General features: G+C 43.0%; 26 protein-coding genes. 6 read left to right on the top strand and 20 right to left on the bottom strand.

Translation table 11 applies throughout. The features are described 5' to 3' along the window. Nucleotides 1-78 precede the first annotated feature (78 nt). A complete protein-coding gene (locus CBW65_RS18175; protein ID WP_157722046.1) occupies nt 79-1,422 on the bottom strand; it encodes a radical SAM/SPASM domain-containing protein in 1,344 nt (447 codons plus the stop codon). A 404-nt stretch (nt 1,423-1,826) separates the two neighbouring features. Beyond that, entirely contained in the window at nt 1,827-1,988 is a 162-nt protein-coding gene (locus CBW65_RS25395) for a helix-turn-helix transcriptional regulator (protein WP_157722045.1), read from the bottom strand. A gap of 332 nt (nt 1,989-2,320) precedes the next feature. Between CBW65_RS25395 and CBW65_RS18165 the strand changes: the two genes are divergently transcribed. Together CBW65_RS18165 and CBW65_RS18160 are read left to right on the top strand one after the other, a co-directional pair. Beyond that, nucleotides 2,321-2,992: an amidase domain-containing protein gene (locus CBW65_RS18165; protein ID WP_157722044.1), complete on the top strand. Its 672-nt coding sequence runs from the start codon at nt 2,321-2,323 to the stop codon at nt 2,990-2,992. Nucleotides 2,993-3,009: 17 nt separating this feature from the next. Then, nucleotides 3,010-3,501 (top strand): hypothetical protein, encoded by a 492-nt coding sequence (locus CBW65_RS18160; RefSeq protein ID WP_087458037.1) that lies wholly within the window; start codon nt 3,010-3,012, stop codon nt 3,499-3,501. 96 nt (nt 3,502-3,597) lie between these two features. Here the strand turns inward: CBW65_RS18160 and CBW65_RS18155 are convergent, their stop codons facing one another. After that, nucleotides 3,598-4,887 carry a helix-turn-helix domain-containing protein gene (locus CBW65_RS18155; RefSeq protein WP_087458036.1) on the bottom strand — a complete coding sequence of 430 codons (1,290 nt, stop codon included), beginning with the start codon at nt 4,885-4,887 and terminating at the stop codon, nt 3,598-3,600. A 179-nt stretch (nt 4,888-5,066) separates the two neighbouring features. Between CBW65_RS18155 and CBW65_RS18150 the strand changes: the two genes are divergently transcribed. Together CBW65_RS18150 and CBW65_RS25165 are read left to right on the top strand one after the other, a co-directional pair. Further along, a complete protein-coding gene (locus tag CBW65_RS18150) occupies nt 5,067-6,392 on the top strand; it encodes a tetratricopeptide repeat protein (protein WP_198299649.1) in 1,326 nt (441 codons plus the stop codon). Beyond that, nucleotides 6,376-6,501, top strand: a complete 126-nt coding sequence (locus tag CBW65_RS25165) for a hypothetical protein (RefSeq protein ID WP_269767962.1) — start codon at nt 6,376-6,378, stop codon at nt 6,499-6,501. The genes CBW65_RS18150 and CBW65_RS25165 overlap by 17 nt, the downstream gene beginning before the upstream one ends. 154 nt (nt 6,502-6,655) lie before the next feature. Here CBW65_RS25165 and CBW65_RS24600 read toward each other — a convergent pair whose 3' ends face one another. From CBW65_RS24600 to CBW65_RS18135, 3 genes are all read right to left on the bottom strand, one after another. Continuing rightward, nucleotides 6,656-7,177 (bottom strand): transposase, encoded by a 522-nt coding sequence (locus CBW65_RS24600; protein WP_198299648.1) that lies wholly within the window; start codon nt 7,175-7,177, stop codon nt 6,656-6,658. Nucleotides 7,178-7,586: 409 nt separating this feature from the next. Next, nucleotides 7,587-8,033 (bottom strand): DUF6843 domain-containing protein, encoded by a 447-nt coding sequence (locus tag CBW65_RS18140; RefSeq protein WP_157722043.1) that lies wholly within the window; start codon nt 8,031-8,033, stop codon nt 7,587-7,589. Between the two features lie 73 nt (nt 8,034-8,106). Then, nucleotides 8,107-8,823 (bottom strand): DUF3238 domain-containing protein, encoded by a 717-nt coding sequence (locus CBW65_RS18135; RefSeq protein ID WP_157722042.1) that lies wholly within the window; start codon nt 8,821-8,823, stop codon nt 8,107-8,109. 130 nt (nt 8,824-8,953) lie between these two features. On the opposite strand from CBW65_RS18135, the gene CBW65_RS18130 reads away from it, so the two are divergent. Continuing rightward, nucleotides 8,954-10,273, top strand: coding sequence for a helix-turn-helix domain-containing protein (locus CBW65_RS18130; protein ID WP_087458032.1), 1,320 nt, complete (start codon nt 8,954-8,956; stop codon nt 10,271-10,273). Further along, nucleotides 10,270-10,398: a hypothetical protein gene (locus CBW65_RS25160; protein ID WP_269767961.1), complete on the top strand. Its 129-nt coding sequence runs from the start codon at nt 10,270-10,272 to the stop codon at nt 10,396-10,398. The genes CBW65_RS18130 and CBW65_RS25160 overlap by 4 nt, the downstream gene beginning before the upstream one ends. A gap of 148 nt (nt 10,399-10,546) precedes the next feature. Here CBW65_RS25160 and CBW65_RS18125 read toward each other — a convergent pair whose 3' ends face one another. The 14 genes from CBW65_RS18125 to CBW65_RS18065 form a co-directional block, all read right to left on the bottom strand. Beyond that, a complete protein-coding gene (locus CBW65_RS18125) occupies nt 10,547-11,521 on the bottom strand; it encodes a hypothetical protein (RefSeq protein ID WP_087458031.1) in 975 nt (324 codons plus the stop codon). After that, nucleotides 11,518-13,674 carry a hypothetical protein gene (locus tag CBW65_RS18120; protein ID WP_087458030.1) on the bottom strand — a complete coding sequence of 719 codons (2,157 nt, stop codon included), beginning with the start codon at nt 13,672-13,674 and terminating at the stop codon, nt 11,518-11,520. Before CBW65_RS18120 ends, CBW65_RS18125 begins: the two co-directional genes overlap by 4 nt. Further along, nucleotides 13,664-15,385, bottom strand: coding sequence for a hypothetical protein (locus tag CBW65_RS18115; protein WP_157722041.1), 1,722 nt, complete (start codon nt 15,383-15,385; stop codon nt 13,664-13,666). The genes CBW65_RS18120 and CBW65_RS18115 overlap by 11 nt, the downstream gene beginning before the upstream one ends. Before the next feature lie 125 nt (nt 15,386-15,510). Next, a complete protein-coding gene (locus tag CBW65_RS18110) occupies nt 15,511-15,843 on the bottom strand; it encodes an SIR2 family protein (RefSeq protein ID WP_332457842.1) in 333 nt (110 codons plus the stop codon). Then, nucleotides 15,789-16,397: an SIR2 family protein gene (locus tag CBW65_RS24910; RefSeq protein ID WP_232463359.1), complete on the bottom strand. Its 609-nt coding sequence runs from the start codon at nt 16,395-16,397 to the stop codon at nt 15,789-15,791. Before CBW65_RS24910 ends, CBW65_RS18110 begins: the two co-directional genes overlap by 55 nt. Nucleotides 16,398-16,451: 54 nt before the next feature. Continuing rightward, on the bottom strand, nt 16,452-17,264 hold the full coding sequence (locus tag CBW65_RS18105; protein WP_157722040.1) for a DNA adenine methylase: 813 nt from the start codon (nt 17,262-17,264) through the stop codon (nt 16,452-16,454). A gap of 145 nt (nt 17,265-17,409) precedes the next feature. Continuing rightward, nucleotides 17,410-17,883, bottom strand: coding sequence for an HNH endonuclease (locus CBW65_RS18100; protein WP_087458026.1), 474 nt, complete (start codon nt 17,881-17,883; stop codon nt 17,410-17,412). 151 nt (nt 17,884-18,034) lie between these two features. After that, the gene (locus tag CBW65_RS18095; protein ID WP_087455883.1) at nt 18,035-18,835 is read right to left on the bottom strand and encodes an ExeA family protein; all 801 of its coding nucleotides are present in this window, start codon (nt 18,833-18,835) and stop codon (nt 18,035-18,037) included. Then, the gene (locus tag CBW65_RS18090) at nt 18,828-20,183 is read right to left on the bottom strand and encodes a DDE-type integrase/transposase/recombinase (RefSeq protein WP_087455884.1); all 1,356 of its coding nucleotides are present in this window, start codon (nt 20,181-20,183) and stop codon (nt 18,828-18,830) included. Before CBW65_RS18090 ends, CBW65_RS18095 begins: the two co-directional genes overlap by 8 nt. Before the next feature lie 44 nt (nt 20,184-20,227). After that, on the bottom strand, nt 20,228-20,764 hold the full coding sequence (locus tag CBW65_RS24905; RefSeq protein WP_232463330.1) for a DUF6431 domain-containing protein: 537 nt from the start codon (nt 20,762-20,764) through the stop codon (nt 20,228-20,230). Further along, nucleotides 20,724-21,299, bottom strand: a complete 576-nt coding sequence (locus CBW65_RS18080; RefSeq protein ID WP_087458025.1) for a hypothetical protein — start codon at nt 21,297-21,299, stop codon at nt 20,724-20,726. The genes CBW65_RS24905 and CBW65_RS18080 overlap by 41 nt, the downstream gene beginning before the upstream one ends. Before the next feature lie 115 nt (nt 21,300-21,414). After that, complete coding sequence (locus CBW65_RS18075; RefSeq protein ID WP_087458024.1) at nt 21,415-21,639, bottom strand: hypothetical protein; 225 nt, start codon at nt 21,637-21,639, stop codon at nt 21,415-21,417. Nucleotides 21,640-21,654: 15 nt separating this feature from the next. Beyond that, nucleotides 21,655-22,413: a thioesterase II family protein gene (locus CBW65_RS18070; protein WP_087458023.1), complete on the bottom strand. Its 759-nt coding sequence runs from the start codon at nt 22,411-22,413 to the stop codon at nt 21,655-21,657. A 30-nt stretch (nt 22,414-22,443) separates the two neighbouring features. Next, nucleotides 22,444-23,157, bottom strand: coding sequence for a 4'-phosphopantetheinyl transferase family protein (locus tag CBW65_RS18065; RefSeq protein WP_087458022.1), 714 nt, complete (start codon nt 23,155-23,157; stop codon nt 22,444-22,446). Between the last annotated feature and the right edge of the window lie 8 nt (nt 23,158-23,165).

The raw sequence follows: 23,165 nt of genomic DNA, 5'->3' as shown, positions 1-23,165 counted from the left end.
TTGCAGTTGTTGCCCGCGTTAATCTTGCGTACAGCCTGGTTTGCTTTTTTCACGAATTTCATGCAGAATCACCTCCTTTCAAGCTTCCGTCACTGGATTTTCTTCCACCGCGATCAGCACTTCCAGCACCTTGGTGATGTTCTTTTTCGTCGGCGGGCAAGGACTCTTCCCCGTCCGGAATCGGCTGAGCGGGCAGGATGCGCCTTGGCAGGCCGGCTGGAAGAAACAGCTTTTGCATTGCTTATCATCGGTGGAATCAGAAGTTACCCACAGTGCGAACTTGTGTTCATCGATCGCCAGCGTCCCGTCCGCCTGCAAGCGGCCGATCTGATTGATCGGATCGTCGAACGCCACCGTGCACTTGTACAAGCTGCCGTCCGAGCCGATGACAACACTGTTCGGCATCGCCGCGTAGCAGACGCTGCCCATCGGTTCAAGCGCCCCGGAGTGGAACGTGCCGTTCGGGAAAAAGCAGTTCGCTTCCGCCTGCAACTCATACGAACGCTCATACGCCTCGTTTTTATTGGTGTAGATAAACAGGTCCTCGTCGTTATCTCCGCCCCATTTGCCGATCGGGAAGAAATACATCTCAAATCGTGCATCGCCCTCACAGATCGCATGCAGCTCATGGATCAGCTCGGAGGCCCGCTCAGAACTCATCTTGTCAAAATTGCAGCGGATGCGGATATGAAAATCAAGGTCGGTCGTCCGCACCGCTTTCAGATTTTCCAACACCCGGTCGTACGTAGGCCCGCCGCCTTTGAGAATCCGGCGCGTGTCATGCATATCCCTTGGCCCGTCGATGGTGATCTGAAAGCGGTTGATGTGAAATCGATTCAGCGTCTCCATACGCTCCTTGGTCAGCAGGTATCCGTTGGTCGTCATCGAAGCGGTCAGCTCCACGCCGTTTTCCGCGCAGATCTTCACCACCTCCTGCGAGATGTTGCACAGGGCTCGATACCCCTCCAGCGGTTCGCCGCCAAACCACGCGATGTCCAGGCTCTCGACCGTCCGCGCTTTCAGGCGCACATGTTCGATCACCGCCTGCTGCACCTCAGGCGTCATCTCGCCGCGCAGAAAATCTTCGTAACAATAGACGCAGCGAAAGTTGCACTCTTCGGTGGGCATGAGAATCAGTCCGTAGTGATCGGTCCGATATTTGGAACTGAAACGTTTGAAATCGTTTACCTTCTGCTCATCAACGCTCGCCCCGACCAGAAATCCCCCTTCGACCAGGCCTTCCTCCAGCTCGGTCGCCGCCGGTCCATGCAAACCCGTTCGCAGCGTCTGCTGCACCGCTTCCCGCTGCCCCGGCTCCACCACCGCAATCGCCCCGGTCATCGAGTTATATAAAATAAAGCTCCCATCGGCCGTTTTATGCTGAACGGTATAACGAGACCGCTTATAAACTGTTTCCCCCACCTGTTTACCCCCTCTTTCGTTCGGTCGTGAATCACTTGATATAACGTTATAGCGTCCGATGCCGTATTATTCGGATTTTTATTATTTTAAATAAAAAAACGTCACGGACGGTTGTCCATGACGTTTTGGTATGTTCCGACTGATTGTACGAAGCCGCTTCAAGCTTTAAAGCCTGCTTCAGCACTTCGAGCGACTCTGCAAACGCCCCGGCCAGATACTAGCAGGCGATGCCTTCTTGCCACATCAAGATCTGTTCCCCGGCCAGAGTCTGAAATACGGGGCATTCCCGTTCTGCGGCGACCAGTTCATCATCTGTCCATACTCCTGTTCCTTCACCAAATGCCGGAGCATCCCTAGTGTCTGTTCCACATAAACGTGCCACGCATCTCGCACCTGCCGAGATATCAAGTCCACGCTCCCCCCAATCGCCGTGCCAATTCATAGTGCGTGCTGGACGTTGGTATGTACTCCCCCTTCTCAATCTTGCTCAACTGCCCCTGCACGCAGATCCCATCCGGCAACGCCTCCTGCTTCAACCCAAGTGCCAGCCTAAGCTCCTTAATCACCTGTCCATCGCATGATAGTTCACCTATAGTAATTCTATAGATGAGAATTACATGTACTATCAGTATATTTTTCAGTCGAGATGTGTGATTCTGAGCTTATTCATAGAATCACATTTTAGGATAGGCGACAAATTATATTAATTTCAAAATATATATTCCACAAATAATAGAAAAGTGTTAATATAAAACTGGATATGGATATATTTCCCTTTCTTTGTCTAGGTAAATGAGATTAGTTTGAAACGAAAGGAGTTGGTTGCCTCGGACTAAAGACTGACGGGGTATTCAAGCATTGCAAACGGGCATATAATAAAATGGAAGGGGTTTCAATTTTGAAGAAAAAAGCTCTGTTCGTAACATTGATCGGGGCGTCCTTACTGACGTCTCCCGCATATGCCGGTAACTACACCAACTCTGATCCAAACGCCAACTCTGGGTACAACAGAACAGTTGCAAAACAATATGCAGAGACTTATGCTGTGTATCCTAACTCGGCTTACTTCGACTACACAGATGCTGGCGGGGATTGTACGAACTTTATCTCTCAAGTCCTGTTTCATGGGGGGCTTACGGAAAACAAAGTTTTTTCAGCTGGTGGGATATTATCTGGGGATATAAGAAGTTGGTATTATGACGGCGCCGATATTCCTCTTCGCTCAAAGTCTTGGACAGGTGCTCATGAATTTAGATACCACTGGGGCAATGTTAATGGAAATGGATTTAACCGTGCTTACCAGTACAAGGTATACACCTATGCGGAAGCTTATAATAACTTTAATACAATCTATACAGATCTGTGGCCAGGTGATATTGTTCAATACGTCCGTAGCGACGGTCTCACCTACCACACTCAAGTCGTACACGGCTTCTCAAGCTCAGACCTTCTTGTCGCGCAGCATACGACAAACAAGAAAAATTCTTATCTGAAGCAAACTCTCGCAGGTTACGCTTACTCAGACGGTTGGTTGGTAACATATCGAATTAAACAAGCAACTAATTATTAGAGGAAGGGGTAAAGCAGATGAAAAAAGGATTAGTGATCACTGTTGCAGCCGCTCTCATGGCTGCCGGTATTGCAGGTTACAGCGCTTCCGCCGATATGACACCTAAAGCTGAAAAGCTCGAAAGAATGAAAAAAGAGGTCGAAGCGGCTGAGCAAGAACTCAAAACCATCCAAGACCCTCAAGTCAGTGCTCAAAAAGGTTATGACCTGAAGAGTAAAAATCTTGAGTTATCTAAGTTGGAAAAAGAACTGCACCCGAACCCGGAAAAGGACCTTGATGAAGCGATTGCCGGGTTGGAAACGGCTTTGGAGATTCAAGAAAAAGGATACAACATTGAACCGGTTGATCATAAGGCCCTTGCAACTGTGAAAGCAAAACAAAAGATGCTTTCGGGCCTTAAAAAGCAAAAAGAAGCAAAAACGAAGAGCAATGATCAGCTAATGGCCGAACTTGTCCAGATCAGAAGTATTCAGGAACAAGAATCGATTGTAAAAGTCGAAAACCCGTAATCCAAGAAGTATCAAAAGGGCGACCTTACGGTCAGCCCTTTTCATTTGACATGTATGGGTAAAGAAAATGCCATGTGTGCAAAAATCAGGGGTTCTCTACAACACGATTCCGCGCTGCTCCAATTGCTTCATCATGTAAAGATGAAACTGCTCCAGCCGCTCAAATGCTTCTTTTTGCTCCCCTTGGTTGTTCAGATACCGGCACATGTAAAGCGTAACCTCTTCAAGCTCTGCAACTTTGCCATGATAATTATAAATTTTGACTGCGTTGTCGAGGTGCTTCCTGCCTTTTTTCTCATCCTTACGTTGCAAATAAATGCAAGCAAGCACACGATGTACTTTCCCCATCGCAGGATCCGTATCACTTAGAGCGATACGTGCCTTCTCCGCATATGCCCAGGATTCATCGAACTCGTTGTTCTCCAAGTAGACCAGAGCTATGTCAGCATATACTTGCCCAGCCTTTGTTTTATGAACAGCTCTCGTCGCCTGCTCTGCAATCTCAAGCAGATCTCGAACGATAGTCTTCCAGTCACTGCTTCCCCGTCTGATCATGAGCAAGCGGTGTTGCATATCCTGCTTCAGTTCCTTGTTGGTTTGTTCCGATAAAAGCAAATACGCCTTCGCAGCATATTCCTCTGCTTGTTCATACTTCTCTTGTCGAACGTATACATCAGCCAAGCGAAGACAGGTCTTTCCACGTTCTTCATCGGTAGTCTGATTGAGTGACAAAGCATTTTCAAAATAGGCAGCTGCCTCGGCCACTTTGCCTATCTTCTCATGAAGATTCGCCAGCTGCATCAAGACTTTCGTCTGAAAGTCTGTGTCGATCTCTTCTGCTTTCTGCAACTCATCGCATGCCCGCTTCGTGTGGAAAAGGGCAATCGGATACTCCCCCTTCAACTCAGCGACCTTCCCCAGATGAAGTAGCACAACGGCAAATAGCGGATCTTCCGGCTTTGTGCTCAATACCTGATACAACTGGTTCAAAATGCCCTCAGCATCTTCTGCGTGGCCCATCTCAAGATGACAAAACGCAAGTTCCAATTGCAAACTCTCCCTCGGAATCCGATGCGGCGCACTTTCCAGCAGCTCCTCAAATAGCTGAATCGCAGTTTCATATTCTTTCGCCAGTACCATGCTCATTGCCATCTTATATTTGCTCGCATACTCCAGATCGAAATTCACGCCCTTTAAAAGATGTTCCAGCGGAACATCCAAACGTGCAGCAATCCCTGCCAAAACCTTATAAGATGGACGAGCCCGGTCGGATTCAATTTGCGACACCATGCTCGGTGTGATCAAACCCTTAGCAAGCTCAATTTGTGTAAGTCCTCTATTCAAGCGAATTTGACGAATCCTTTGTCCGAGTGACGGACTAGTCATTTTCAACACTCCTTCCGCTATATTGCGACTTGATTATAGGAGTGTTTTGTTGATTACATCAATTCTTGATATAAAGTATTAATCCAAAACAAGTTACAGAAGTTTTCGTGTTTCGTTGCTGATTTACGATTAATTTTATATACTATTCAATGAAATCCAATAATAATGGATGTGATCAGATGAACGAAACGTTAGGTCAAAGAATTCGCAGACTACGTAAAGAAAGAAATTTATCACAGACCGAACTTGGTAATCTCGTCGGAGTAACTATATCTTGGATTAGCACAATTGAACAGGATCGTTCAACACCATCTGCTGAACTTCTAGCCAAATTGGCAGATACATTTAAAATCCCTATTCGTGAGCTTTTGCAAAATGAAGACCAACATATGGAACTGGTAAGCAGAATCAAACTTGTAGAAGTGTTGCTCGAAACCTCCAAGTCGAAAGAAGCAGAGCAAGTAATTAATAACGTATTGAAGCATCCGGAACTTTCAACTAACCAACATGACATACTGACCGTGTATTTAGCGGAAAGTAAATATCAGCAAAAACAACCCAACGAATCACTGGAGATACTTCTGCCCCTCATTCACACATTGGAGGTTAATAATCATCACGATGCCTACTTGTTAGCGCAGGTTCGGAATCAGATTGGCAAGGCTTACACGATCCTACGCCAATACACGAACGCCTTTTACAATTACCAAAAAGCATACGATTACTCAAATCGTTTCGAATTCAATGTTTTGAGCGCAAAGATCTGTTACAACCTCGGGGTAGCTTTAATGATCAAAGGACGATATGAGGATTCCATTTCCCACCTTCAAAGTTCTTTCGACTTCTTCGAACGGGTAGGTGACCTCAAGAGTCTGGGCCAAGTATATTACGAGCAAGGGCTGGCATATAAAAACATGAAGGAATATTCAAAAGCGATTGATTGCTTTGAACATGCTAAAGTCATTTTGAACAGTCACAATCTAAAAATCTTTTCTGCCATTGTTCAACATACAATTGCTTCCGTCCTAACGCTGGAGAAAAATCCAGATCAGGCGATCCAAGAGCTTACTAGTTGCCTGCCAATTTTTGAAGAAGAAAACGACTATCCTAGAATGATCTTGATCCACACTAAAATCGCAAATGCTCATCTTCAAAAAAGGGATTTTAATCGTGCAGCGCTTTCCTTGAACGATGCGCTCAACCTTGTGAATAAATATCAAGTAGAAAAGAATCATCCGTCCACTGGCGAGTTGTACAAATATTTCGGACAATATTACTACGAGACGGGGAATTACAGCAAATCTATTTATTACGCATCGAAATCCTTTGAGATTTTTGATAGAATTGGATTTATCCGAGATCAAATTCAGGCAATGAAGATCTCAACCGATGCTTATCAGAGACTTGGGCAATTCGATAAAGCCTTTGTCTTGGAAAGGCAAAGGTGTGAGCTTTTCGAAAAACTTCAATTGGATGGAGTGAAATCACATGAAAAAATTGATTAGCTTGATTGCTATGACCCTGGCGTGCTTCTCCTTGCTCACCACCCATTCAACAGTTGCAGCTTACGACGACCACTTCCCTCCCATGATCATTGCCCCAGACAAGGAGTAGCCTTCACAAAAACCTACACAAGGAGCAATCAGGATGAGAAGATTTTTCTTCATTACGATGTTCGTCATATTAGTACACGGGTTTTCAGATCTCGACCCCGGCCCTCTTGGTGTCAATGTAGCCGCTGACCGGGACGGAGAACCACTAGGGATCGTTAAAGGGTAAACAAAATGTACGATAAAAGAACATCACAATGATGTTCTTTTTCTTTTTTCTCAAACTGATAAATTATCACCGTAAACAAAGCACGAAGATCTTCTGTGAATTCCACAAACATTGATCGGGAGAAGCCCAAAACCATGACAAACGCGTAGAGACGCTTTTTCTTTCCGTTCCACTCAACTCGGAACTCGCCCCAATCCACTTGAGCCTGCCGACCTGGCGGTGTTTCAAATCTGACCGTTGCTTTTGAGAACACCTGCGGCCGAAGCGGTCGCATATAGTCTCGAAGGATCGTGATTCCGCCGGTGTACCCTACTGCTCGAATCTCGTCTAAGATAACAACCGCATTGAGGCAACCTTCTTCCATCCGTTGTCTGACGTAAGTCTTGAAGGGAGCCAACTTTTCTGGTTTCTCTACAGTACGGCGGTACTCGCCCGGAACTCCCTCCCGAATCCATCTTCTGATCGTCTTACGGTCGCGACCGAGCTCGTTCGCGATTGACGTGATGCTCATCCCCCGTTGCTTCATTTCTTAAATCACAAAATATTCCCCATTCTTGACCATGATTTCTCTCCCCTCGGAGAGATTGTCCGTTGGAAGTGGGGAATTTTCAACCGTTTATATTGGGGATTTTACAACCGTTGTTCACAGATGTACAGCATGTTATGGTCCTCACCAACGAAGAAGTCGTCGCAGGCAACCGCCTTGTTCGTTTACCATGTATCAGTTCAAGGCTGCGTCGACAAATACTCGAGGCTGGTATCACCAACGATATGCGCACAAATGGAACAGTACGGTGAGACTGATTGGAAGTTTGCGCCGTTAGCACTTATCAAAAAGAGATGGTGTTGTATAAATTAGCCATTTGAACAACCATCAGCTCAAAAAAGCACCATGCCTTTCGCGGCAAGGTGCTTTTGTATTATTTATTCGTTTGTTGTTGCTTAAACTTCTCCCACTCGGCTTGAGATCCGACGAAAAAGCTTAAAGTTGGTGGGGCACCTTCTTTTCCACCAATTGACCCGCCATGAATTCCGACGGTCGGTTCAATCTCAGTACGAGTACCCTTTTGATCAACATAGTAATATTTGTCTGCAGCTTTCCCATATTCGGGTTCAGGTGTAGCCGTTTTCAACACTCCTGAATCAGGGATCCGGAAAACAAGATACTCCCCTTCCTCCGGCACGGGTGCTGTTCCCGCTTGCCCAAACTGAACGGAAACCATTCCTACATACCCTTGAGGTACTAAATATAGGCTGGCCGTACGACTGTTCTGTTGAAACATGTAATATATTCCGCCTAACACAGCAAGTATGATGGTTAAGGGAACAAGAATAACAACAATTCCTGATATGGATCTTTTGCTCAATTTTTTTCTCCCCTATCACATACCGTTCTGAATTAGTACTTCCCTCAAAAAGTTACAGAATCCTGCAACGAAGTCAGCCCCATTTGTTGACAGTAATAGAGTGTCCAGGGAATAATTCCGTCAAACCAGCCTCTATCGGCCGGGGGTCATATTTATAAACAGTCCCCCATGTTGCACCATTATCAAAACTCTTATAAATCTCGAAAGCCGGAAAACCATCATGTGTGCCAGTAACCTGAACATAGCCATTTGAATGCACTGTAATAATAAAATCATAGTTTACAGCAGGGGCAACATCAATAAAGGGGTCGGCGCAATCACATTTCATACTGATTTGGCAATAATCTCTTTGGAAGTCTACCCAATTAACGCTTAAGCAATTCGGGGAAACCTGAGCCTGGCTGTAATCCACTTTTAAAGTAGGAAATACAATCGTTTTTTGATTTGATATCCCAGTGTTTTTATACGATGCAAAGGTATGGTAATAAAAATCGATCTCAAAATGTTGGGCCGTTCTAAAATCTTGGGTGTTTGCCGTATACGGATTAAAATCCCTTTCATCTCCAAGATAATAATATTGAACATAAGAACCCGGTGCAATTGGTACTGCAGTTAGGTAAATCCAATCTGTCGAGGGATCGCTGTTTTCAGGGTTTTTAGGTATGAATGTTACGACACGCAAAATAATCATTCCATCTCCTCCTTCATTTACCTCCTTAAACGATATGGCAACGGTAAATGGAATGTGACTCAATTTCTCTTCCCCGCTATGTAATCGGTCAACGAACAAGAAAGACCCTCCTATCGTCGATGCTATTTTTGGGGTCATTTGAATAAATAACAACAAATTCAACTGTGAATACACACCAGCCAGAAATTATGCTATTGTATAATTGATTCTTTTATTAGGAGGCATCTTTTTGACAATCCAAACAGCAGAAACAATAGGAGAAAAGATTCGCCGGCTGCGTCTAGAAAAAGGCATGAGTCAATCCGACGTAGCAGATGGCTTTGTAACGATCTCCATGATCAGCCAGCTAGAGAGAAATAAAAATACAGCATCAGTCGAACTCCTCCACCATATCGCTCGTAAACTGCAAGTTCCCTTGCACGAGCTGGTAAAAAACGAGTTGGAACAAATGGAGGTGTTCGCCAAGCATAAGCTGATCAAGGTGTACTTGGAAACCGCGCAACCTCAACAGGCGAAACCACTTCTTGTAGAATTAAAACTACAGCCCGATCTATCACAAGCAGATCAGATCGAGGTTGCGATTGATTATGCAGAATGTTTAAACCAATTAGGGCTTTACGATGATGCGATCGAAATATTGCTGCCACTGGTTACACAACTTGAAAACAACAATTTCGATGATGCCTACACTCTGGCGCGGATCAGAAACAAGTTGGGCAACTCTTCTTATCAGAAAAGGGATCTGACCAATGCGTATTATAACTATCACAAAGCCTATGATCTCATCGATCGCTATGAAACATTTGATCAATTGGCTGCGTTCATTTCCTTCAATCTCGGAAATACGTTACGTCTCATGGGGCATGGCCATCAGGCATTTCTTTATTTAGAACGCTCTTATTCTTATTTCCGCAGTACTACAGATATCAAACGACAAGCAGATGCCCTATTTGCCCACGGAAGAGCATACTTTCAAGCTTTCGATACCATCAGAGCTGCACAAATGTTTGAGGAGGCATTCGTCCTGTATAAAGGACTCAATATGATCTCCTGGGCGGTTAAGGTACAGCACCATGTTGCACTTCTCTTAACTTCCCAAGAAGACAAACCAGAGGCAGTTGCTGTGCTAAAAGATTGTGCTGCCTTCTATCTGGAACAAAAAGATTACAAGAACTATGTCCTAGTTCTCTCAAGAATGACCGAAATGCAGTCAACCGATCACCCTCATGAAGTTGCGACTATGCTTCAGGAAATCGCAGCTTTGATCGATAAACATAGCCTTCATCATTCGATTGAACACGCTGTATTTCTCCAAGCAAGATCAAAACACTACCTCTGCACAAATAATTACACTAAATGTATCGAGGACTCATTAAAATCGGCTGACTTGTTTGATAAAATAGGAATTGTCACAGGAAAAGTTGATTCGCTTGAAGTTGCAGTCGATGCGTATCAAAAGACCGGCAAGTTCGAGCAGGCTCTAATACTTGAACGTGAGCGTAACCTATTGTTCAAAAATCTGTATCCGAAAGGAGATTTGTTCTCTTGAAAAAATTGCTGATAACTGCAGTGTTTATTGCCTTACTTATGTTTAGTTTCTACTCTGTATCGAATGTTGAACTTGCCTACGATGCACCGGGGCCAGATCCAATGGGGATTGTTAGCCCGAATTAAGCATCTCAAAAAGAAAACCGTGGCGATAGCCACGGTTTTCTTTATTACCTCTGTCTAAAATTCCGTATTGAGTTTTCAATCTTATTTGTATCCCAACCTGTAGTTGCTATCGGTCAGACAATTCAGGCCAGACAAATGACGATGGCTGTCATCGATAATTCTGCTCGTGAAAAGAATCAATAACTTTAAGTAACGGATAGAGGGTGTTACGATAATCCACACCATTAAAATACGTTAACTGCAAATGCGCCGGAAGATCATTTTCGACAAGATACTTGATTACTAGATTCCTTAAATTATCCAAAAAGACATCAGGATCTATTATACTTTCAGTTGAGTCAATCAAGATAGATAATAAACTCTTGTAATTATTGGATATTGCATCAACATCATCAATATCCTTCCCTAAATTAAAGTAAACCGTGCGTACTTTGCTAATCCTATCGAATTTCGATACGTATAAACTATCAAATACCCTACCTAAAAGGCCATTTCCAGTATTTCTTCTAAGCATATTAGAAAACTCACTAGGATCAGTAATGTTGAAGGATCCATCAAACAACATCTCTGAAATTCGATCCATAGTAAGCAAAATGGGCTCAACATCTAAAGTATCGTCTTCGTCATTATATGAAAAAGCACGAGACCTACACACAGAGCCATTTACCAGAAGAAAAATTGTAAAAACTGTTTCTTTTGCTGGAAGTCCTTGTGGATATAATTTGCCAATCCTGCTTTTATGCACCTTAGAAATACCGGCACTTAACAGATTCAACGCCGTAAATTGATAACTTGGAATATCACCTGTAGAAGATTTCGAAAGAATGGAAATTAATATACCAAGTTCTGTTATCACGATATAATCACGCACTTTAATTACGGCGTTAACTCGCTCCAACATCTCAAGTGATTCCTCAAACAATAAGTTATCACCAAAGAAACGTTTCACTGTAACAAGTTTCATATCATCTGTAAATTGTGATTTCTTTACTCTTCTAACGAGAAAATTACTAAGCCATCTAATAACCTTATCCTCATCTAATGGGGAGGTATCTGGCACCATACCAATATACTTCCCGCTAAGTTGATATATCACATGTAACAACCTCAATGAATCTTTCACTCTTTCTCCCCCTCCGCTACAGCAAACAATTCTAGCACATCATAATCATCGTCCACCTTGACGAAAATCCCAAATCCAAAAGTATCTAGTTCTTCAAAGGTTTTATAAACACTTTTGGCTAACTCAACTCCCACGTCCCCCCACTCATCAACGAGTAAAATTAGACCTAGTTTCTTAAGTGTAGGTTTTGAAGCAAAGCTTCGGACTGTCATTGCTGAGTCTGTACCACCACTTATACCTTCTCTGGTACTAACTTTCCTTCCATTAATATCAAATTCCTGATTGATAAAATTGTATTGTGATAGAACTTCGGTAACAACTACTTCTTTTGAAATCACTTCGAAGTAGTATTTACACCGTTCCTTCATATAGTCATTGAACAATCCAACAACTGTATGATGTAAATTCGTACTTACTGATGCTCTATATTTTGCATCAAAAGACTGCGAACTGGGGTCAGCATCTAAATAAGCTATAACCGCAAGCAAATCCTGTAACGCTTTCCCTAGTGCGATGGTATATTTTGCCTGAGAAGGAAGAGAAACAACGGTTTTCCCTTTCTCGAGCAACTCCTCATTTTCTTTAATTCTTGAATGAATTTGATCCAATAATTCAGAATTTGAGCTCGCATTGAGTACAAACTCTGCCTCATCTAACAACTTAACAATTTTCAAAGATAATTTATAGTCCTTCCTTTGAACAACTTCCTCCATCACTTTGTCTAAATAACTCTCATCATCATAATCACCAAAGTATCTAAAAGCATCTAATATACTTTGTAATTCATTCAACTCCATCATAATTGTATTTCGTTGATCGTTAAGTTGACGAAGTTTTAACTGAATTAGATCTTTCTCCTTCAAGAGGCCATCAACCATTTCTATTTTCCCATCAGCAACTTGTAGGAATTTATTTACACCCATATGATGATTCGAGACATTTTCAAACAACTTCATCAAATCTTGCTTATTTTTTACAAACAGAGAGGGGAGATAATTGCTGCTAACAGTAAATGGGACTACTTTCTCCCCCTCAAGATCCCGAAGGATTGACTTGATACTCTCGCCGCCAATAAGCAGTCCGTTCCATTCGTTCTTAATTCTTTGCATCTTTTCTAAGATATCATTCTGAGTGAAATTAGTCCCAAACGGTGCGGCTTCTGCGTTTAGTCCATTTATATACTTTCGTATCTCCCCCATTTTTTCGTTATATTCCTCTTGTTTTACAAGTATTAAGGAGTTTAATGCTTTTTCTTCACCGTTCAACTTTTCAGTTTTTTTAACGACACTTGAAATCGTTTCGAAATTGTCCATCTTTCTGTTTAAGAACTTTGAATGTAATACTGCCTCGTTCAAACTTAGTCCGAGTCCTTCTAGAGCTTTGGCAGCGTTTCGAAGATAGACATTTTCGTTTTTAATTTCCACTTGTGTTTTTTGTTTTATCTTGCTGTTGGTTTGACTTTCTTGCAATTTATTATTTACGATAATTTCCACAGGTTTTTTTATCGCGTTAAGGGTAGCTAGAAATTCGTCTCGAATCTCTCTGTGAACATGACCTACAAAGTTCCTACCTTTTGATACAAATTGAACATCAGCTATTGACAACTTAGATAATTCTTCTTGATATTGCTCATATATACTAAAATCATTTTCAAGATAATATTCGCCTCGGGCACCATCACTATCAGAGAAGGTCAATTTATCTCTATATTTCTCAAAATTAAACGAATAGTCGGCATTAGATAATTTCAAAACCATAACGAGATCGCTGTTTTCAAAAATAAACTTCCGCATTTTGTTCACACGAGTGACAATCTGGTTTGAAGAAAGTTCATCATCAAGACCATCAAAATCGAAACCCAAAATTAATGCAATAATAATAAGAGTCGAGGTTTTAAATCTTTGATTTGTCCCAACAATTTCAAAGACCTTACTGTTCTTCGCAGAACCAGAAAGCTCGTAACCAACCTTCCCTTCAAGCCCTTCAACCTTCAAGTAAAAATCTATTCCTGTAACTGTAGATATTACAGGACTATTCAAACTCGCAAAGATACTTTCGATCCATTCAACTGGAACTTCGGCATCTTCAAAATACAACTTTAGTAGGTCAAGTAACTCCCTATTGTTCACTTCACTTGCGTTACTATACAACATAGTTCTTTTCCCCCTCAACTCGGTTGAATTCAGATGATAGATTTTTAATTACAAAAACACCGTGTTCTGCAGTAATGTATAGACTTCCGTAACCTGAACTAAGTTTCCACATAGCTTCACGGTCAAAATAATGCTCATTTATTTTCGTAAACAAACCCTTACCAACTTCCTTGAGCACTGCTATTACATGATTGTCTAGTACTACTGCTAAAGAACTATTACACATTATCATGTCATTAATTCGTTGGTTATCACTTCTATACACAACTCTATGCCGAGGTTCCTCATAACTAAAATCCAATCGAACTATCCTATCTCCAAAATTAACAATAACTGTATCCTCTGTTTCCAATATCAGGGTCCCATCTATTGGAGATGTCAGGTCATATTTTCTTTCATGGCCGCTGTAAATATTAAGTCTTATCAGCCCTTCCAGGGTAACTACAAAACAATAGCTGCCAATTCCTGAAACGCTTTGAATGTTATCACACTTATATTCAGATCTGACTTCAAGATATCCGTTTGATTTTATTTCAAGCCGGTATATAAACTGTTCATTATATACGAGCAAATTGTTGGCCATTATTACCATACCCGAAAAACTATACTCACTTTTAAGTTCATACGATAAGTCGACTGTTTCATCACTTTCGCTGTCTAAAACGTAAATATCTCCTAGTTCTCCGAGACCAAATATCTTGTTATTGAAAGATTTTAAAGCGACAATCTTGTCATTAGTAACGACAAGATTTACCACTTCACCTTCAAAAGTGACAATTTTGATGAACCCGTCAACAGTCGCATATCCAACTCGTCCATCAACCAGCACTGGACTTAAGGTCACTACATCTCCTTCATTAATAGCATTAGTAAGATGCGATTCCAAATCGATAGAGATAAGAGAATTTGAATCGGAGACAAGACAACCTTTACCAGTACCAATAATCAATCTAGCAGTAGCAAATGGACCGTTTGTAATTATGTCAGGTTCGGCAATAAACTCACTTAGGGGATAATCACTATTGAGCGAATTAGCAGCATCATGAAATTCATTTGTCCATAATGATGATAGCTTCGATCTAACAGCTTTACACTCATCGTTTATTTCAAGCAAATTTCTCTTCATCCCATCCCCAAAACCGTCGTCTATCGGTATTAACTCCAACCCGTCGATTTCGTAATTAATGATGGCCATTCTGAGTTTGGAGATTTTCCCCACAAGTGAATCTTCCGCCACTCTTACTATCGTATTAATTACATCGACATTAGTAGACTTTACTACTACCTGAGCAAATAGTGTAAGCGCAGTTTCTAAGCCCAATTCTCCTTTAAGTGAATTAAGCTCGAATTCCATATCCTTAATATCGTCAAATATTTGTGTAGAAAAAAGAGGTAGAACTTTGCATTTATCTTCCGTATCAAATAATTGGTACAAAATCGAAATATTTACTGACCCTATTTGGCCATGCCTTGTCTCCTCCAACAAGGCTTTGACAAAATCTTTAACAACAGACTTTTCAACCAAAATTTTTTTATTAGCAATTATGTTTGCAATTTCAATTAGTAATGTTTTCCGATTCCCTATCAGCCCATTCTGGTCAAGTAGATCATAGTGCTTTCTATACAAAGGCATTAGTTGTTGCGGACTTAATGACTGTAGGATAGATTCAATAGCAGTGTCTCTATCATAATGTTGTCCAAACAATATCAAATACGGAAGATATTCGATTTTAGATTTAAATAAATCAGCGTTAATCAGTAGATCATCGACAATGTTCTCATATGGCCAATTTGATCGCTCTTCAAATTCTGTTATCGAAGTTTCTAAAAAGTTGTTTAATCTATCATTGCTACTTTTTTTTTAAACTCTTCGATCAATCGCTCAAGAAAATCATCTCGATCCAACGCAATTTGTTCAATACCGAATTTTTTGTTTAAATACTTTACTCTTTCCTTATCAATCCTTCCTTCTGGAATAACCAAATAATGTTTCATTGCACCAAAGTTTTGGTTCTTTGCTCGAATGTTAAATAATAGATCTAAAAGATCTCGATCTTCCATCCCAAACCCTATAAAAACACATGTGTTATTCCGCAGCACGGAATAAAGATCTTTCATAAGGTTTTCTTCTGTAGTAACATTATAAAAATCCTCTGAAGTAAGTACCATCTCTGATTCCAACGAAATGCATCCATGAATCTTATAGATATGCCGATACTTGCTATAAGACTCCCCAGCTTCCACACTTCTAAATCCTTTCTATATTTTTCCTTGTACGCGGTTTCAAGTAAAGTATCATAATTGGTAGTGAACACAATTTCGTTTGGTTCATCTAATAAATTTATTATTTCACTAAGCAACATATGGCTTTTTTTCTGGGTTTGGTTTTCTTTGATATAACTTTTAACCTCGCTTATCAAATCGGTTCTATCAAATACCGCCTCAAAATACTCGGATGCTCTTTCAAGCGATAAGGTATTAGGTCGATCTAGCTGCAAGCATAACTTTGAAGCAAGTTCGTTTCCACTTCCGAGTCCGTCTACTTCATCAGCCTTTCTCATTGAAAAACCAGCTCCTAAAAAAAACACAACGCCCGCTTCCGATTTGTTTTTCTTTTTGATTAATCCATCAGCGATTCGTCGAATGTATATATCCATGCTAATTCCTCCAAAATTATTTTTTATACCTGTAATTCTATCCGATGAAGTAAACTTTCTCAACATAAGAAAAAAAAAAGCCCCCTTTTGGGGGCCGTTAGGTGTCGAGAAGTTAAATCTCTATACCTCTTCGATATCAAAATTACTAATAAACAATTCGTTTCCCTTTAAATAATTTCCATTTTGAGGCTTTATTGTATAAAACCAACTTTCATGTGCAATATACATATTTGCCCATCGATAAAGTTCTTGCACTTCCTCGCAATTATCAATAGTAAGTAAGAATCTATGATTAGTGTTTTGCAGTAGTTGAGCTAAAACGTGGTGTTCCTCGTTACTCATATAGGTCGGGTATAATCTATGCCCTTTTTTATAGTATGGAGGGTCTACGAACATCAACACCTCATCACCCGCTGCTTCAATAACATCTCTAAAATCCAGACTTGTAATATTTGTGCCTTGTAACTTTTCGCTGCAAAGCATAATTCTCTTAATCAGATTGTTTGGATTCCATCTACAATCTATCGGGTACTTAGATTTTTGTTCAATTCCACCGATTGGATTGGCTTTTAATATACCGGAGTAATTTGTACGGTTTAGAAAGAGACATTTGTATGCTTTTTCAAGAAGATTTACTTCAGGTAGCCGCTTAACTTCTCTCCAATAGTCAACTGTTGGGAGGGTTAACTCAACATACTCACACAAAGATTCAGGTGTATCCCTAATAACTTGCCAAAGAGCAGCAACTAACTCATCTCGATCATTAATCCAATTCCTTTCTACCTTCATTTTTGAAAGAAAAACTGACCCGCCACCAACAAATGGTTCCCTATATTCTACATGCTCAACAGACATGTATTTCGATATCTTATCTAAGACTCTCCCCTTAGCCCCAGGATATCTTAGAGGTGATAACCTTCTTTTATCGTACATCATCTACGCTCCCTAATTTATGGCTCTGTGTTGCATTATATATTTTTTATACCTTTTTGGACATAACAAATGCTTACAAATTCCTATACTTTAGCAGAATCAGAAATTAACCAGGAACTATGCAGCTATATCCAAAGGCTTCGACTTATTGCAACTCAATATTTGGCTTTTTGAGAAGTCTCTTCAATTGTGACATCGTTAACCATGGCCGTTTACGATGTAACATCCTATGGCAGTTTGCGCAGACAAGTGCGATATCCTCTACTTTTGTTTGATGATCCTCACTTAGTTCCGACATCGGCACGATATGATGTCCTTCAATATAATCTCTGCCCACGATCCCATAATTTTCTTCAAAGTCAAACCTGCATATTTCACATATCAGTTTACCATGTATACGTTTATAATTCTCCTTAGCAAGTGCTATTAGCTTATGATTTCGCTCTCGAACAAGGTGTAATCGCATCATTTTCCGGCCTTCTGTAAAACTATTATCATCCTCACTAAAACCAACTTCGCTATCATAGTTTGGCGGGAAGTGATCGAGAAGAGCTTCGATTTCGCCAACATGAATATAACGACCAGAGACGGTTCTCTCCTTAAAGTAGACGCCTTTCATTTTTGAATATATAGGCTCTTCAAAGAAATTAAGATCCGAAATGTTACTACTGCCCTATAATGTCCGTAAATTGACAGGCTCTGCTGTCCAAGAATTGACGAAAAAGATGACCGCGTGAGCGATGTTAAACCTGAAAGAAAAAACGGGAGAATCAAGTCAATTCTCCCGCGATTACCCGTTTCACCATGTGGTCGTCAATGATTCGATGCTTATTTGCTGCTCCATAGATCAGACTATGTGTGGCAGCCTTATTAACCAAGCGAATCGTACCACTTGAATAACGATAGATCTCATCGACCGCACCATCCGTGAAAATGTCACGGCTAACGCCCGCATATTCCAGATGACGAGCTATGTACGCCCCAACCTGTGCGCGGTCGTAGTGAACCAGTTTGCACTGTAGATCAATCCTTTGCCGAATGGCCGTAAACATCTGGAGTTGAAGGCGATCCCACAGTTCATTTTGTCCGACCAGGATCAGAGCCATTGGACTCTGGGCATCCATTTTGAAGTTCAGCAGAAACCGTACTTCTTCAAACATTTCTTTGTCTAGCAGATGCGCTTCATCGACCACCACGACTGGTTGCAGGCGATGAATCCCCCGCATCAGCTCAATTTCCCGATGCAGTTGTCTCTTGCTGTCCCCTCGATAAAACTTCGCTTCACACCCCAACTGTTCAAGCAATCCCTTGTAAAAATGGCGAGGCGTTAGCTTTGAATCGGATAGGTACAACAGTTTAAATCTCGATGTGTCGAGCACATCCGCGAATCGGCGGATGGTCGTTGTTTTACCAGTTCCGCAATCGCCGGTCACAACGGAGAACCATTGCCTTTCGGCCGTATATTCCAATCTCTCAAGCGTTTCTTCCAAAACATCCGACGCATACAGCTCATGGGTAGGCATATCACGAGAAAAAGGGGTTCTCGCCATTTCATAAAACGCCTCAAACATCTCGCTTCGCCTCCTCCCGAATTTTGCGGAATGAGACGGCGCGTGTTTGACGTTCTTTCCTGACTTGATTCTTCTTCTCCGCAGCGTCCAGTAACCGTGAACCTTCGACTATAAGCGGTTCAATTGTCGACGGGATAGAGGGGCGTCTTCCTGCCCATTCACCTATGATCAGTTCTTTCGCCTGCCACGGTGTATGGCTGCCATACTCAATTGTAATCGTCGAGATGTCACGCGGGTCGTAGACGACTTCAACCTTTTGTCCAATGAAAGAAAGCCCGACCTCGTATTTCTTCCCCATAAAACTAATACAGCCAGCCTTGTCCACTTTTCTCGTTTCGCTGTGTAAAAACGCATCCGCAATGAGAGATTCCTCGGCGAGCCGGAGCGGCGTCGAGCCGCTTCGAAATGCCACCTGCGGGCTAGAATTGTCATCGAGTGCGGAATGGGGTTTGGTCTGGTAACATTCGGTGAGCCAAACTTGGAACAACAGATTGAGCTGGTCGAGTGTCTGGGGCTTTTCAAGCGCAGCTTCCGTTAGGAAACTGTCTATGACCCGGTTGAAGCGCTCGATTTTCCCTTTGGATTCGGCTGCATATGGCCTAGTAAAGCGAAGACGTATGCCAAGTTTTGCACATGTACGAGTCATACTTTTGGTTCGAAATTGCTTGCCGTTATCAAAGTAGACAGAATCAGGTACGCCATTTGTTTGTATTGCGAAACGGAAGCAGTCTTCTACGATCGTTTGGTCGAGTGTTGGATAGAAAGCCGCATGCAACACATAACGAGTCGCATCGTCGATGAACGCAACGAGATAGACTTGCTTGTTGGCTCCGCCTTCACCAATCGGTAGATACGGCCCGAATTTTATGTCAGCTTGCCACAGTTGGTTACGCTGTTTGTGTTGAAAGCGTCTGGCCGCAAGGCCAGAGGTTGAGTATAGTCGCATGTGGCGAGTGCTGTAGCCGTTCTCCATCAATTTTTCCTGCAAGGTGCTGCGCTTGATCTCACCGGGCTTCGCTAAACCTTCCCACTCCAAGATCTGAATGATTTGTGCAACACTGCGGCTGGGTACTTCTCGGCGAAGCAGGATGGCTTGCTCAAGGAGATAGGGAGTAATTGCTTCGGCTGTTTGCCTTTGACCCTTCCCTTGAGGTCGAAGTCCGGCGAAACCTTCGGCCCGGTAGGCAGATAGATAACGACGGAGAGTTCTTTCGGATAAGCCGGTTTGTTCACAAATGGCTTTCTTCAGCTCTTTGGCTTTTCCAGGGTCAATACCATCGGCCAACAGAGGAGAGATCAACTGCATCCGTTCGACGGCGATCTCTTCTGCCTTTTTGTCGTTTTTCATAGGAATCTACAGTCCTTTCCAATAGGATGTAGATTCACGATACCTTAGGGAATCGCGGACAAGAAGGCGAAACGGGTATGTACCCATAATTGAGAATGAACGATGGGTCGGACAACTCTCGCCAGCCAACCTGCCTCTTGTCCAACGTAATGTCCGATCCTTTGGAGTGCAGACGGTGAAGGTACGGACAATGGCTCCACCGGATTTTCTTGACGCGCTGCAACCGTTGATAAACAATTAACCCAGTATTGCCAGCACACCTTGAACCAAATGTGCCAGCGATACAGGGTTGATTCATCAGCGGCTACGTCTGAGGTCTGCGCCTGAGACAAGACTGCTTCAAGGCATTCGGCTTCATAACGTTTATAAGGAACGAGCAGGTCCGGCAACTCATGATGGATCTTCCCGCACCCCTTGCAACGCAAACGACGAATGATATAGGTGACCCGTTCACTGGTTGGCTTACGCCCAATGCGACTCCTGCTACCGATCACGAACAGTTCATGCTCACAGACAGGGCAGATATGCTGCTCTGCACTCCTAACGAAAAACACCACGTTTTCTATTTTCTTCGAGCCCATAATTTGATAAAATGATCATGCGATTTTTTGGGACGACTCTGGTGCAACTGTTAGCGCAGCGGCACATCATACAGAGTCGTCTTTTTCCTTTTTTTAATTTGTACGTGGTCATTATATCCGTCAATTTTTGGACAGGCAATAGCGTCAGCTTTTGGTCAATTGGCATTGGCTGTAACACCGAAAGAATAATACAGCTGAGCTCAAAACTTTCTGATTTATTTCCACTCAAAGATTTAGCTCTACTAATGAATGTACTCTTGTCGGTTGATCCATTACCTAACGTATATTTCTTCCAAGCCTCTTCTACATCCAGTACTTCGTACCTTTGGAATACACCATAGCCAAGAATGGCCCTTTCTCCTTTCTTTTGTTTCTTATTTTTCACAAGGAAAAAGAAAAGGTCACCCGGCCTAAGCGAATTTGATGGCGATTCTTCTTTTCTCCAAAAGCAAACATTATTCGTAATCTTACTATCCCTCAGAAATTCAAACCATTCCCAAGATGTTACACCAATATAACCTTTTTCGTACTCCATAATTACACCTCATATTTCCAATTTTTCTAGATAATCTATAATCATCCTCTAGCTATATATCACCGTAAAAAAGATTGCCCCGCACTAAATGGGCAATCTAATATGACAACAGTATTTATTCGCGTACTTCAAGAATCTGATAATCAACTGGTTCGACAATATCTTTGAACACATATGAAGCGATATATCCTTTGTTCACCCATCCGCTTCCAAGGAATTTCTCCCCGTTCACATGTGCAAGTTTTTTAGCTGCATCTTCAAGGCTTTCTGCTTCAAGATAAAACTCTTTTTTGGGAAATCTCACGGTATGTCCAGACAAAAGATGGAATTTGAATCTCATTTCTTTTCCCCCAAACTATTTTCGATAGTTGATTATATGTGAAAAAATTGCATTTCTTTTTCCTGTCTCAAGCAAATAAAAATGATCCCCCTCAAACATCTCCATCTCAAACTCGCCACCAGTCAACTCGCCCCACGCCTGCATGCCCTCTTCCGTCAGCATCTCATCCGCCCAGCCGCCGAAAGCGGTGATTGGGCAGTCGAGGAGCACGCCTTCCGCAAACTCATACGTATCACAGACTTGGAAGTCAGCCCGAATCGTCGGGAGCACCAGCTTCATCAGCTCTTCATTATCGAGCAGCTCCTGCGGAGTCCCTCCGAGCTCGACGAGGTCTTGGATGAGGTCGGCATCCGATTTAACGTAATACGGGTCTTCATTCTTGTACGTATGCGGCCCCGGATAGCCGGAGACGAAAAGATGGGTCGGCTGAATACCTTGGTGCTTTTTGAGATAACGGGACATCTCGAAGCTCACGATCGCACCCATGCTGTGGCCGAAGAAGGCGAACGGCTTATCCTTGAGATGCGGGAGAAGCTCAGCTGCCAGCGTCTCCAACAGCGGTTGGAGCGAAGTAAACACCGGCTCGAAGAGGCGGGATTCTCTGCCTGGGAGCTGGATCGCTACGACTTCAATGTTGTCGGGGAGGTCTTTCCCCCATTGGTTATAGGCGGACGCTCCTCCTCCGGCGAAGTGGAAGCAGAAGAGGCGCGAAGTGGCCTGCGGTTTCGGATCGGCGCATTGGAACCATTTGGACGCTTGGGTGGTCTGGGTCATGGTGGTGGTGTTCCTCCTTGGATGTAGGGTCTAGTTGAGCACTTCGTCGCGGGTCAGCAGGGTAATGCTGCCCGGCAGATTCTCCTGGTCGGAGCAGATCGCAAAACGGTAGGCATCGTCCACGTCGTAACGCTGGAAATGCCATTGCGGCTGCGGGACGCCTTGATCATCTTTCAGCAGGATCTTTCCTTCTTTCAAGCTCGGGATGTCAAAACCAAACGAGGTCAGCGGCGTGGACAGCCCCGTGCCGATCGCCTTGATATACGCTTCTTTCATCGTCCAGAGCACGTAGAAAAACGCATTCTGCTCCGCCCCGCCGAGGCTGTACAGTTCGTCGCGCTCTTCCGGGCAGTAGCAGTGTTTGGAGACTTCCATCTCGATCTCGCGCAGGCCTTCGACGTCGACGCCTAGCACGCCCTGCGTGGTGATGCCGCCAAACACCCAGTCGCCGGAGTGGGAGACGTTAAAGTCGCCTTGCCAGTCTGCAAATCCGTGCAGGTACGGACGGCCGAGCTCGGTGCGGCGGATCTGCAGGTCACTCGCCGGGACGCTCAGCTCTTCGGAGAGCATCTTCCGCGCCAGTTTGGCGGCGAGCAGGCCGCTTTGGCGGTCTTCCCAGCGGCGGTAGCGGAGAATGCGCTGCTGGTCTTCCAGCGGCAGGGTCTGCAGGGACTGCTGCAGTTGTGCATCTGTCAGTTGTGCGCCGCGGTGAACGGCGAAGAGTTGGATCGTGGTCAGGGTCATATGTGTGA

It is taken from the genome of Tumebacillus avium (genome assembly GCF_002162355.1).
Classification (GTDB): Bacteria; Bacillota; Bacilli; order Tumebacillales; family Tumebacillaceae; genus Tumebacillus_A; species Tumebacillus_A avium.
This window is presented reverse-complemented; position numbering and strand designations above follow the sequence as displayed.